The organism is Morganella sp. EGD-HP17, assembly GCF_000512315.2.
GTDB lineage: Bacteria > Pseudomonadota > Gammaproteobacteria > Enterobacterales > Enterobacteriaceae > Morganella > Morganella morganii.
Map to the genome: position 1 here is coordinate 436,545 of NZ_AZRH01000001.1, position 13,577 is coordinate 450,121.

8 protein-coding genes are annotated in these 13,577 nt (G+C 52.0%); 6 read left to right on the plus strand and 2 right to left on the minus strand.

Features of this window, described 5'->3' with window-relative positions; genetic code table 11:
* Positions 1-5 precede the first annotated feature (5 nt).
* Both X965_RS01945 and ppdD read right to left on the minus strand, forming a co-directional pair.
* On the minus strand, positions 6-1,529 hold the full coding sequence (locus X965_RS01945) for an ATPase, T2SS/T4P/T4SS family (protein WP_036416796.1): 1,524 nt from the start codon (positions 1,527-1,529) through the stop codon (positions 6-8).
* A 25-nt stretch (positions 1,530-1,554) separates the two neighbouring features.
* The gene (ppdD, locus tag X965_RS01950) at positions 1,555-1,974 is read right to left on the minus strand and encodes a prepilin peptidase-dependent pilin (protein ID WP_036416798.1); all 420 of its coding nucleotides are present in this window, start codon (positions 1,972-1,974) and stop codon (positions 1,555-1,557) included.
* Positions 1,975-2,255: 281 nt separating this feature from the next.
* Here ppdD and ampD point away from each other — a divergent pair, with 281 nt between their 5' ends.
* The 6 genes from ampD (at position 2,256) to acnB (ending at position 13,441) form a co-directional block, all read left to right on the plus strand.
* The gene (gene ampD / locus X965_RS01955) at positions 2,256-2,816 is read left to right on the plus strand and encodes a 1,6-anhydro-N-acetylmuramyl-L-alanine amidase AmpD (protein ID WP_036416800.1); all 561 of its coding nucleotides are present in this window, start codon (positions 2,256-2,258) and stop codon (positions 2,814-2,816) included.
* Positions 2,817-3,304: 488 nt separating this feature from the next.
* Positions 3,305-4,069 (plus strand): pyruvate dehydrogenase complex transcriptional repressor PdhR, encoded by a 765-nt coding sequence (pdhR, locus tag X965_RS01960; protein ID WP_015422916.1) that lies wholly within the window; start codon positions 3,305-3,307, stop codon positions 4,067-4,069.
* 177 nt (positions 4,070-4,246) lie between these two features.
* On the plus strand, positions 4,247-6,910 hold the full coding sequence (aceE, locus tag X965_RS01965; protein WP_004238362.1) for a pyruvate dehydrogenase (acetyl-transferring), homodimeric type: 2,664 nt from the start codon (positions 4,247-4,249) through the stop codon (positions 6,908-6,910).
* Between the two features lie 13 nt (positions 6,911-6,923).
* Positions 6,924-8,807: a pyruvate dehydrogenase complex dihydrolipoyllysine-residue acetyltransferase gene (gene aceF, locus X965_RS01970; RefSeq protein ID WP_024474864.1), complete on the plus strand. Its 1,884-nt coding sequence runs from the start codon at positions 6,924-6,926 to the stop codon at positions 8,805-8,807.
* A 194-nt stretch (positions 8,808-9,001) separates the two neighbouring features.
* Positions 9,002-10,429, plus strand: coding sequence for a dihydrolipoyl dehydrogenase (gene lpdA, locus X965_RS01975; RefSeq protein ID WP_004238360.1), 1,428 nt, complete (start codon positions 9,002-9,004; stop codon positions 10,427-10,429).
* Between the two features lie 414 nt (positions 10,430-10,843).
* Positions 10,844-13,441: a bifunctional aconitate hydratase 2/2-methylisocitrate dehydratase gene (acnB, locus tag X965_RS01980; protein ID WP_015422915.1), complete on the plus strand. Its 2,598-nt coding sequence runs from the start codon at positions 10,844-10,846 to the stop codon at positions 13,439-13,441.
* Positions 13,442-13,577: the final 136 nt, after the last annotated feature.

Consider the following 13,577-nt stretch of genomic DNA (forward strand, 5'->3'; position numbering starts at 1 on the left):
GGATGTTAAATATCCTGCATATGGTAAATCTCATTGAGTGTGGTTACCCCTGATTCCGCCAGCGCGATACCGGCATCAAACAGTGAACCGGGTAATTCACCGGCAGAAGAAGACATTGTGTGTTGCGGAGTGAGAAATGCAAAGCAGGCGGTACGCCCGTAATAGCCTGAAAAGCAGTGATCACAACCGTTTGCCTGCCACGGGGTGAGTTGATGTGTTTTTCCGCTGCTCAGTATCACGGTTTCTGTTTTCTGTTTCTGCGTTTTACAGCGCGGACACAACAGGCGGACCAGACGCTGTGCAATGATCAGTTTGATGCAGGTTTTCATGAAATATTCATCAATACCCAGTTGCCTCAGTCGTGAATATGTATCCTCCGCAGAGTTTGTATGCAGAGTGGACAGCACCAGGTGACCGGTATGAGCTGCTTTGATTGCCATCTCGGCGGTGGGTTTATCCCGGATTTCCCCCACCATAATGACATCCGGATCCTGACGCAGCAGGGCTCGCAGGATGGCGGCGAAGCCCAGCTCAATTTTGGGGTTTATCTGCGTCTGGGTGATCCCCCGCAGCGGGATTTCCACCGGATCCTCAACACTGCAGATATTCCGGTTATTCTGATTCAGGTACTGCAGGCAGCCGTAGAGTGTGGCAGTTTTTCCGCTGCCGGTGGGACCGGTGAGCAAAATAATACCGGTGGCACTGCCCAGACCTGTATGCAGCGTTTCCAGTTGCCGGGCCGTCAGCCCGGATTTTTCCAGCGCCAGATTCTGCGTGGTGCTCAGCAGGCGCAGTACGACTTTTTCACCATAAATTGTCGGCAGTGTGGCAACACGGACAGCATAGCGGGTGTTATTTTCCAGCCACTCAAACTGCCCGTCCTGGGGTAACCGTTTTTCGGCAATATCGAGGCCGGAAATGATTTTGATGCGGATAATTATCTCACTACTGATTTCCGGTGGCGGTGAATTCAGCGTATGCAGTTGCCCGTCGATTCTGGCACGGATCCGGTAACCCTGTTGTGCCGGTTCAATGTGAATATCGGAGGCCCGTTTGGCAATGGCTCCGGCAATCAGCTGGTTAACAAACCGGACAGCGGCGGATTGCTGTTCTGCCGGCCAGGTATCGGTCTCCGGCGCCCTGCGGGGATCCTGCGCCGGAGGCGGGGCAGGCGGCGGCAGTGGTGAACCGGAGCCTGTACAGTTATTGCCGGTATCCGCCGAGACCTGCGTGTTTGTCTCCGGTGTTACACCGGGGAAAAGGACCGGCTCCGGCAGCGGGGTATTGCGGCGGCAGTAGGCCAGTTTTTCACTGTGCCACAATTCAATGTCCACCCGCTTACCGGCCAGAAACCGGATAGCAGACACAATATCTCTGCGCGGCTGCTGTGCGGCAGCAACTCTGACGGCATCGGGGTTATAGTCAATCAGCATCAGTTCATTGCGCTCACAAAGTGCATGAACTTCAGCCAGTAAGAGTTGTTCTTCCCCGCCGGTACGGGTGACAGGGGCGGGTGCAGCTGTTTGCATAATGAATTCCTTTTCATGTCAGTAGTTACTTGATGACGTCAAGACAGATTTTTTTCAGTGCGTCTTCTTCGCTGTTACAGTCGGTTGTCCAGACCGTGATACCGTTAAGCGGATTTCTTACCGGGGTAGTGCTGACCGTCAGCGCAGCCAGTGAACTGTTTCCCTGTACCGTCACAACACCGTTTTCCGCTTTGACGGATTTGATGTAGCGCCCCGGAGTATCAGCCGGAATGGTGCCCGACCCGCTGTTGCATCCTGCAAAAGAGGGATTATCAAAACTGCACAGTTCCACGCTGGTTTTAAACGCGGTAACCGTGCGCAGCACGTCAATCAGTGCTGCCTTCCGGATATAGTTCTGATAGCCGGGAACCGCGATGGCACTGAGAACGGCCACAATGGCAACCACCACCATCACCTCGATTAATGTGAATCCGCGCTGGTTCATACAGATGCTCCTTTTTGTGTCTGTGAAAGAGGTACTTATTTAGCGTGATGCACTTTATTCAATGACGGATCGGCAAAAAAGAGAGGTCTCCGGATTTCTCGGTACAGATGGAAAACTGCGGTGTAACATTTGAGAAATGCAGATTTTTTTTCGGTCTGACACGCAAAAATCTGTCGTGAAAAATCAGTACTCCCCGGAAAGGGGGGAAGACACGTATACTGTGCGGCACAAAATGATATTTATTATGTGATTGAATAACGGTTTTTTGCTCAGGAGAACGAATGGATATTCAGGATGGCTGGCTGACCACAGCGCGCCGGGTGATTTCACCGCATCACGATACCCGGCCGGAACAGGTGACTCCCCGTTTACTGGTGATCCACAATATCAGTCTGCCGCCGGGACAGTTCGGTGGTCCGTATATTGACCAGCTTTTTCAGGGCACGCTGGACCCGGATGCGCATCCTTTTTTTGCGGAAATACAGGCACTGCGGGTTTCCGCACATTGCCTGATCCGCCGGACCGGGGAAATTGTGCAGTATGTGCCTTTTGATGCACGGGCCTGGCATGCGGGGGTTTCCTGTTATCAGGGCACAGAAAAGTGTAATGATTTTTCCGTCGGTATTGAGCTGGAAGGCACGGATACCCGACCTTTTACGGATGAACAGTACCGCGCACTGACTGCGGTGACACAGATGCTTCTGGCACACTATCCGCAAATAAAAGGGCATATCACCGGACACAGTGATATTGCGCCGGGGCGCAAAACGGATCCCGGTCCCTGTTTCGACTGGAACCGATACAGGAATTCACTGAATCCGGCAGACGTTCCGGCTGAATGATCAGTAAAATTTCGCAGATATGACTGACGTGAAATTTTCCTGTTTACCGGTTCCCTGCTAGAATTAGCATTCCGGTAACCTGTTACTGATTAAATGCGTCTGGTGAGTATCGTTACAGCGGAAACAATCTGGTCGGGCTCTGTGAAGCGGAAAATCATCAATAAGATGCGGTGAAAATGCACAAAAAGTGATTATTTATCCGTCAATCTAGTCACTGTAACGGTTCAGTTTGCGTATTTATCTGAATTTTAAACGTTAAATTCTGTAACATTCACGATGCAGCATTTAAACGTATCAGTTATCAATTTATGCTAAAATTTAAAAAAAATTGTTAAAACTTGCTGGTTTTTATGATTTAGCTCAAGGTCTTTATAGACAGTTGGTGAATACTTTGTTACTTTAAGACCCTGTAAAAGAAATTGGTATTACCAATTGACTACAAAACCCATGAAGCAATATTTATCCATGTTGATGGTTCTGATGCAAATATGGCTTACAGCAAAATCCGCCAACCAAAATTAGCCGACGTGATCGAGCAGCGGCTGGAACACTTAATCCTCGACGGCACTCTGAGCCCGGGGGAGAAGCTGCCGCCTGAACGCGAGCTGGCCAAACAGTTCGACGTCTCACGTCCCTCACTGCGCGAAGCAATTCAAAAACTTGAAGCGAAAGGCTTTCTGCTGCGCAGACAAGGTGGCGGCACATTTGTACAGAGCAATCTCTGGCAAAGCTTCAGTGACCCGCTGGCCCAGCTGCTGGAAGGGCATCCCGAATCTCAGTTTGATCTGCTGGAAACCCGTCATGCCCTCGAGGGTATTGCTGCCTATTATGCCGCACTGCGGGGAACCGAAGCGGATTTTGTCCGTATCACCAACAGCCATCAGGCGATTGCCGATGCCCGCGACGCCGGGGATGTGGAAGCCGAATCTCAGGCTGTCCTGCAATATCAGCTGATTGTCACAGAAGCCGCACATAATGTGGTGCTGTTACATCTGCTGCGCTGTATGGTGCCGATGCTGGAAAAAAATATCCGGCAGAACTTTGAATTCTTATATACCCGGAAAGAGATGCTGGCGATGGTCAGCGAGCACCGGGAACAGGTATTCCGGGCCATTATGAGCCGGTCGCCGGAGGTTGCGCGGGAAGCATCCCACCGCCATCTGGCATTCCTGGAAGACGTATTGCTGGATATGAGCCGTGAACACACCCGCCGGGAACGTTCACTGCGCCGTCTCCAGCAGTATACAGAATAAATCAGTAATGGTTTTGGGGCTTACAGATCCCTGAATGCTGCGTCTGTAAGCTGACCTATGCATCAGCGGCAATATATAGCCGGGCCTATCTTCACGTCGCCCGTCACCGTTAAAGCGGGATACGTGAAGATAGGCTCCGAATATCATTAGAAACAGATAAACTATAAGGAATACACCATGTCAGACATTTTGAACAATGACGTGGATCCGATCGAAACCCGCGACTGGCTACAGGCGATCGAATCGGTCATCCGTGAAGAAGGTGTTGAGCGTGCACAGTTCCTGATTGATCAGGTTCTGAATACTGCCCGTCAGGGTGGTGTGAGTGTTGCAGCAGGTGCTGCGGCCCGTAACTACATCAACACCATTCCTGTTGAGGATGAACCTGCCTACCCGGGCAACCTGGAGCTGGAACGTCGTATCCGTTCTGCTATCCGCTGGAACGCTGTCATGATGGTCCTGCGCGCATCCAAGAAAGATCTGGATCTGGGCGGTCACATGGCATCTTACCAGTCTGCGGCTACCATGTATGAAGTGTGCTTCAACCACTTCTTCCGTGCGCAGAACGAAAAAGACGGCGGTGATGTTATTTATTTCCAGGGCCACTTAAGCCCGGGCTACTACGCACGCGCATTCATGGAAGGTCGTCTGACCGAAGAGCAGCTGAACAATTTCCGTCAGGAAATCGGCGGCAAAGGTCTGCCTTCTTATCCGCACCCTAAACTGATGCCTAACTTCTGGCAGTTCCCGACCGTTTCTATGGGTCTGGGGCCGCTGGCAGCTATCTATCAGGCTAAGTTCCTGAAATATCTGGAACACCGTGGTCTGAAAGACACTTCTGAGCAAACCGTTTATGCCTTCCTGGGTGATGGCGAGATGGATGAGCCGGAATCTAAAGGTGCAATCAATATCGCTGTCCGCGAAAGCCTGGACAACCTGATCTTCGTTATCAACTGTAACCTGCAGCGTCTTGACGGCCCTGTAAACGGTAACGGTAAAATCGTTAACGAAATGGAAGGTATGTTCGCAGGTGCCGGCTGGCAGGTAATCAAAGTCATGTGGGGCGGCCGCTGGGATGAACTGCTGAAGAAAGATACCAGCGGTAAACTGATCCAGCTGATGAACGAAACCGTTGACGGCGACTATCAGACATTCAAATCCAAAGACGGTGCTTACGTCCGTGAACACTTCTTCAACCGCTATCCGGAAACTGCTGCATTAGTCAAAGACTGGACTGATGAGCAGATCTTCGCACTGAACCGCGGTGGTCACGATCCGAAGAAAATGTTCGCTGCACTGAAAAAAGCGCATGACACCAAAGGTAAACCAACTCTGATCCTGGCCCAGACCGTTAAAGGTTATGGTATGGGTGATACCGCTGAAGGTAAAAACATCGCTCACCAGGTTAAGAAAATGAACATGGAAGGCGTGCGCCATCTCCGTGATCGTTTCAATATCGATGTGGCTGATGATCAGCTGGAAAAACTGCCGTTCATCAAGTTTGACGAAAACTCTGAAGAGCAGAAATACATGATGGAACGCCGTGCGGCACTGCATGGTCCGGTTCCTTCACGCCGTTCTCATTTCGATGAGAAACTGGATATTCCTGCACTGAGCGATTTCAGCCAGTTACTGGAAGAGCAGAGCAAAGAAATCTCCACCACTATCGCGTTTGTGCGTGCACTGAACGTGATGCTGAAAAACAAATCCATCAAAGAACGCATCGTGCCAATCATTGCTGACGAAGCACGTACATTCGGTATGGAAGGTCTGTTCCGTCAGATCGGTATCTACAACTCCAAAGGTCAGCTGTATACCCCGCAGGACCGTGAACAGGTTGCTTACTACCGTGAAGATGTGAAAGGTCAGATCCTGCAGGAAGGTATCAACGAACTGGGTGCAGGCGCATCCTGGCTGGCAGCTGCGACTTCTTACAGCACCAACAACCTGCCGATGATTCCGTTCTACATCTACTACTCAATGTTCGGTTTCCAGCGTATCGGTGACCTGATGTGGATGGCAGGCGATCAGCAGGCACGCGGCTTCCTGATCGGCGGTACTTCCGGCCGTACCACCCTGAACGGTGAAGGTCTGCAGCACGAAGACGGCCACAGCCACATTCAGTCTCTGACTATCCCTAACTGCCTGTCTTATGACCCGTCATTCGCGTACGAAGTTGCGGTCATCATGCAGGATGGTCTGGAGCGTATGTATGGTGAAGCGCAGGAAAACATTTACTACTACATCACCACGCTGAACGAAAACTACCACATGCCTGCAATGCCGGAAGGTGTTGAGGAAGGTATCCGTAAAGGTATCTACAAGCTCGAAACCCTGACCGGTGATAAAGGCAAGGTACAGTTACTGGGTTCAGGTGCGATTCTGCGTCACGTGCGTGAAGCAGGTCAGATTCTGTCTTCTGAGTACGGTATCAGCTCTGATATCTACAGCGTAACCTCGTTCACCGAACTGGCCCGTGAAGGTCAGGATTGTGACCGCTGGAACATGCTGCATCCGTCAGAAACCCCGCGCGTGCCTTACATCACTCAGGTGATGAACGATGCACCTGCTGTGGCGTCCACTGACTGGATGAAACTGTTCGCAGAACAGGTTCGCGGTTATGTTCCTGCTGACCAGTACCGTGTACTGGGTACTGACGGTTACGGCCGTTCAGACAGCCGTGATAACCTGCGTCATCATTTCGAAATCGATGCCGGTTACGTTGTTGTTGCTGCTCTGGGTGAGCTGGCTAAACGTGGTGAAGTTGACGTGAAAGTGGTTGAAGAAGCCATTAAGAAATTCAGCATCAACCCTGAAAAAGTTAACCCGCGTGTGGCATAAGAGGTAAAAATTAATGTCTATTGAAATCCATGTGCCCGATATCGGTTCAGATGAAGTTGATGTAACAGAAATTCTGGTCAGTGTCGGCGATAAAGTAGAAGCAGAACAATCACTCATCACCGTTGAAGGTGACAAGGCGTCGATGGAAGTTCCGTCTCCGCAGGCAGGGGTTGTTAAAGAAATTAAAGTGGCTGTGGGCGACAAAGTCAGCACCGGCTCTTTCATCATGGTATTTGAAGCAGAGGCCGCAGCAGCGGCTCCTGCTCCGGCAGCTCAGGCTGCCGCACCGGCTGCTCCGGCGGCGGCTGCCGCATCCGCACTGAAAGAAGTTCATGTGCCGGATATCGGCGGTGACGAAGTTGACGTGACTGAAATCATGGTCAGCGTCGGCGATACCGTGACTGAAGAACAGTCTCTGATCACCGTTGAAGGCGACAAAGCGTCAATGGAAGTTCCGTCTCCGATGGCGGGCGTGGTTAAAGAGATCAAAGTTGCTGTCGGCGATAAAGTCAGCACCGGTTCCCTGATCATGGTCTTTGAAGTTGCGGGCGCAGCACCGGCGGCACAGCCTGCCGCAGCCGCTCCGGCTCCTGCAGCAGCGGCACCTGCCGTGGCAGCAGACAAAGAAATCCATGTACCGGATATCGGCGGTGATGAAGTTGACGTGACTGAAATCATGGTCAGCGTCGGCGATACCGTGACTGAAGAACAGTCTCTGATCACCGTTGAAGGCGATAAAGCCTCAATGGAAGTCCCGTCTCCGATGGCCGGTAAAGTTAAAGAAATCAAAGTAGCCGTTGGCGATAAAGTCAAAACCGGCTCTCTGATCATGGTATTCGAAGTAGCGGGTGCAGCACCTGCTCCGGCAGCACAGCCAGCCGCCGCACCTGCGGCAGCAGCACCGGCATCTGCACCGGCAGCGAAAGCCGCTCCGGCAGCAGCTCCGGCTGCGGGTAATGACTTCGTTGAGAACGATGCCTACGTTCACGCAAGTCCGGTTATCCGCCGTCTGGCCCGTGAATTCGGTGTGAACCTGGCGAAAGTCAAAGGGACAGGCCGTAAAGGCCGTATCCTGCGCGAAGACGTTCAGGCTTATGTGAAAGATGCGGTGAAACGCGCTGAAGCAGCTCCGGCTGCAGCAGGCGGCGGTTTGCCTGGCATGCTGCCATGGCCGAAAGTGGACTTCAGCAAGTTCGGTGAAGTGGAAGAAGTTGAACTGAGCCGTATTCAGAAACTGTCCGGTGCTAACCTGAGCCGTAACTGGGTGATGATCCCGCACGTTACGCTGATGGACGAAGCGGATATCACTGATGTTGAAGAATTCCGCAAACAGCAGAACAAAGAAGCTGAGAAGAAACAGCTGGGCGTGAAAATCACTCCGCTGGTCTTCGTGATGAAAGCTGCTGCCAAAGCGCTGGTCGAAATGCCGCGTTTCAACAGCTCTATCACCGAAGATGCACAGCGTCTGATTCTGAAAAAATATGTCAATATCGGTATCGCGGTAGACACCCCGAACGGCCTGGTTGTTCCTGTCATTAAAGACGTGAACAAAAAAGGTATTCTGGAACTGTCTTACGAACTGGCTGAAATCTCCAAAAAAGCCCGTAACGGTAAGCTGACTTCTTCTGATATGCAGGGCGGATGTTTCACCATCTCCAGCCTGGGCGGTATCGGGACAACCGGTTTCGCACCGATTGTTAACGCACCGGAAGTGGCTATCATGGGTCTGTCACGTTCATCCATGAAACCGGTATGGGACGGCAAACAGTTTGTTCCGCGTCTCATTCTGCCAATGTCACTCTCCTTCGACCACCGTGTGATCGATGGTGCTGACGGCGCCCGCTTCATCACGCTGATTAATCAGTACATGAGCGATTTACGCCGCCTGGCGATGTAAGCAATTACACTGAGACCGGTGCAGAGCCGGTCTCAGTGGCGCAGGCTGAAACGTGCTCATCCCGGATAACGGGAGTCAGGTCACAGAACTGCGCCTTTCCAGGTTGTTAACAATTTTGTAAACTGCTCTCAGTGTGTACGTCCCGGTGGAATATATGTCGTCTGACCCGCCGGACAAACAATTAAGAGGTCACGATGAGTACTGAAATTAAAGCCCAGGTCGTTGTACTTGGTGCGGGCCCTGCAGGGTATTCAGCGGCTTTCCGCTGTGCTGACTTAGGTCTGGAAACTGTCCTGATTGAACGCTATTCAACCTTAGGTGGTGTCTGCCTGAACGTAGGTTGTATCCCGTCTAAAGCATTACTGCATGTTGCTAAAGTGATCGAAGAAGCGAAAGCGCTGGCTTCTCACGGCATCGTGTTCGGCGAACCGCAGACCGATATCGATAAAGTCCGTCTGTGGAAAGAGAAAGTTATTTCTCAGTTAACCGGCGGTCTGGCCGGTATGGCGAAAGGCCGTAAAGTGACTGTTGTGAATGGTCTCGGCCAGTTCACCGGCGCAAATACTATCGAAGTCAACGGTGAGAAGGGTAAAACCACCATCACGTTTGACAACGCGATTATTGCTGCGGGCTCACGCCCGATCCAGCTGCCGTTTATCCCGCACGAAGATCCGCGTGTCTGGGATTCAACTGATGCACTGCAGCTGAAAACCGTCCCGGGCCGTCTGCTGGTCATGGGTGGTGGTATCATCGGTCTGGAAATGGGTACCGTATACCACGCGCTGGGTTCACAGATTGATGTTGTTGAAATGTTTGACCAGGTCATTCCTGCGGCAGACAAAGATATCGTTAAACTGTTCACCAAACGTATCAGCTCCAAGTTTAACCTGATGCTGGAAACCAAAGTGACTGCCGTTGAAGCCAAAGAAGATGGTATCTATGTCACAATGGAAGGCAAGAAAGGCCCTGCAGAACCACAGCGTTACGACGCGGTTCTGGTGGCTATCGGCCGTACCCCTAACGGTAAACTGCTGGCGGCTGATAAAGCCGGTGTTGAAGTTGACGATCGCGGTTTCATTCACGTTGACAAACAAATGCGCACCAACGTGCCGCACATCTTTGCTATCGGCGATATCGTCGGTCAGCCGATGCTGGCGCACAAAGGTGTTCACGAAGGTCACGTGGCAGCCGAAGTTATCTCCGGTCTGAAACACTACTTCGATCCGAAAGTGATCCCATCTATTGCCTATACCGAACCGGAAGTGGCATGGGTTGGTCTGACCGAGAAAGAAGCGAAAGAGAAGGGCATCAGCTACGAAACAGCAACCTTCCCGTGGGCAGCTTCCGGCCGTGCAATCGCGTCTGACTGCGCTGAAGGTATGACCAAACTGATTTTCGACAAAGAATCTCACCGTGTTATCGGTGGTGCGATTGTCGGTACTAACGGCGGCGAGCTGTTAGGTGAAATCGGCCTGGCTATCGAAATGGGTTGTGATGCGGAAGATCTGGCACTGACCATCCACGCTCACCCGACGCTGTACGAATCAATCGGTATGGCGGCTGAGATTTACGAAGGCAGCATCACTGACCTTCCGAATCCGAAAGCGAAAAAGAAAAAGTAATCAGCTGACCCGGTAACCACGTTGTTACCCGGCTGAAGATAAAAATCCGGTTGCCTCTGGCGCCGGATTTTTTTTATTCCCTGCTGTCAGCACCCGCCTGTGTATTCATAGACAAACCGGTATTATTCAGATATTAATAATTTTAGCGTGCTGACCGCCGTTCCCGGTGCAGCAGAACTACGCAAACGACCGTTTTTTGCATTTCCGGCGTAATCAATAATCGTGCAGATTCCTGTTTAAAACGGCATAACACTGGTGAAACGGGTAAGCAGCAAGTTTAATTCACTAATGTTATTCAGCTCACAAATTGTTTATGTTGCTTTAATGTGAATGAATTAACAATGTGTTTAAATTTTGATATGCTGAAACCCCGTTGCCGGGCACTCATAAAAAACACAAAGCAAGGAGTACGTCGTGCTGGAAAATTACCGCAGGCACGTTGCCGAACGTGCAGCACAAGGGATCGCCCCTAAGCCATTGGAAGCCGCTCAGGTTGCTGAGTTAGTCGAATTACTGAAATCTCCGCCGGCAGGCGAAGAAGCGTTTCTTGTTGATCTGATTACCAACCGTGTACCGCCGGGTGTTGATGAAGCCGCGTATGTGAAAGCCGGTTTTCTGGCCGCTCTGGCAAAGGGTGAAGCACATTCACCGCTGATCTCCGCTGAAAAAGCCGTTGAATTACTCGGAACCATGCAGGGTGGTTATAATATTCACGCCCTGATTGAATCCCTCGATAACGAAAAACTGGCCCCTGTGGCCGCCAAAGCGCTCTCTCATACCTTACTGATGTTCGATAATTTCTATGATGTGGAAGAAAAGGCGAAAGCCGGTAATCCGTATGCACAGAAAATTATTCAGTCCTGGGCTGATGCAGACTGGTTCCTGGAGCGTCCGCAGCTGGCGGAAAAACTGACCGTCACCGTCTTTAAAGTCTCCGGTGAAACCAATACCGATGATCTGTCACCGGCACCTGATGCCTGGTCGCGTCCGGATATCCCGCTGCATGCACTCGCGATGCTGAAAAACCCGCGTGACGGTATTGATCCGGATGAACCGGGTAATATCGGTCCGGTTAATCAGATCGATCTGCTCAGCAAAAAAGGGTTCCCGCTGGCCTATGTCGGTGATGTGGTCGGTACCGGCTCTTCCCGTAAATCCGCGACCAACTCCGTGCTGTGGTTTATGGGGGATGATATCCCGTATGTGCCGAACAAACGCGGCGGCGGTATCGTGCTGGGCGGCAAAATTGCCCCGATTTTCTTCAACACGATGGAAGATGCGGGCGCGCTGCCGGTGGAAGTGGATGTCAGTAATCTGAATATGGGGGATGTGATTGATGTTTACCCGTATAAAGGTGAGATCCGCAATCATGACACCAATGAACTGCTGGCGACATTTGAACTGAAAACAGATGTGCTGCTGGATGAAGTCCGCGCCGGTGGCCGTATCCCGCTGATTATCGGCCGTGGCCTGACCGCAAAAGCACGCGAGTCTCTCGGTCTGCCGCATACGGATATTTTCCGTCAGGCGAAACCGGTTGAGAAAAGCAGCCGTGGTTTCTCGCTGGCTCAGAAGATGGTCGGCCGTGCCTGCGGTGTGGCAGGTGTTCGTCCGGGCGAGTACTGCGAGCCTAAGATGACCTCTGTCGGCTCTCAGGACACCACCGGGCCGATGACCCGTGATGAACTGAAAGACCTGGCGTGTCTTGGTTTCTCAGCGGATCTGGTGATGCAGTCTTTCTGCCACACAGCCGCGTATCCGAAGCCGGTGGATGTAAATACTCACCACACTCTGCCTGATTTCATTATGAACCGTGGCGGTGTGTCTCTGCGTCCGGGGGACGGTATCATCCACTCCTGGCTGAACCGTATGCTGCTGCCGGATACCGTGGGTACCGGTGGTGACTCTCACACCCGTTTCCCTATCGGGATTTCCTTCCCGGCCGGTTCCGGTCTGGTTGCCTTCGCAGCGGCGACCGGTGTGATGCCGCTGGATATGCCGGAATCTGTACTGGTGCGTTTTAAAGGGAAAATGCAGCCGGGGATCACACTGCGTGACCTGGTGCATGCTATCCCGTATTACGCTATTCAGCAGGGCCTGCTGACGGTGGAGAAAAAAGGGAAGAAAAACATTTTTTCCGGTCGTATCCTGGAAATTGAAGGTCTGCCGACACTGAAAGTGGAACAGGCGTTTGAGCTGGCGGATGCCTCTGCCGAGCGTTCTGCGGCGGGTTGTACCATCAAATTGGATAAAGCGCCGATCACAGAATACCTCAATTCCAACATCGTTCTGCTGAAGTGGATGATTGCGGAAGGTTACGGCGATCGCCGTACCATTGAGCGCCGTATTCAGAGCATGGAAAAATGGCTGGCGGATCCGCAGTTGCTGGAAGGTGATGCGGATGCGGATTACGCAGCGGTGATCGAAATCGACCTCAATGACATCAAAGAGCCGATTCTCTGCGCGCCGAATGATCCGGATGATGCGCGTCTGCTGTCTGACGTGGCGGGCAGTAAAATTGATGAAGTCTTTATCGGCTCCTGCATGACCAACATCGGACACTTCCGCGCTGCGGGTAAACTGCTCGACAGTCATAAAGGCCAGCTGCCGACCCGCCTGTGGGTGGCACCGCCGACCAAGATGGATGCCGCTCAGCTGACAGAAGAGGGCTATTACAGCATCTTCGGTAAGAGCGGTGCCCGTGTTGAGATCCCGGGCTGTTCACTGTGCATGGGGAACCAGGCGCGTGTGGCGGATAACTCAACCGTCGTTTCCACCTCCACCCGTAACTTCCCGAACCGTCTGGGTACCGGTGCCGATGTGTACCTGGCCTCTGCGGAACTGGCGGCGGTGGCTTCCCTGCTGGGGCGTTTACCGACACCGGCGGAGTATCAGACCTTTATGGATAAAGTGGATGAGACGGCGGAAGATACCTACCGTTACCTCAACTTTGACCAGCTGAATGAGTATACCAAAGTCGCGGATGGCGTGATTTTCCAGACTCAGGTGTGATAGTCAGCATCTGAATCAGTCCGCAGTTTTATTACCGGCGGGAGACAGCAACCACTGTCTCCCGTTTTTTATACCTGTTATCCGGTTAATTACGGTATCAATGTACCTGGAAACGGGATAACCCGCTAAAATAAGA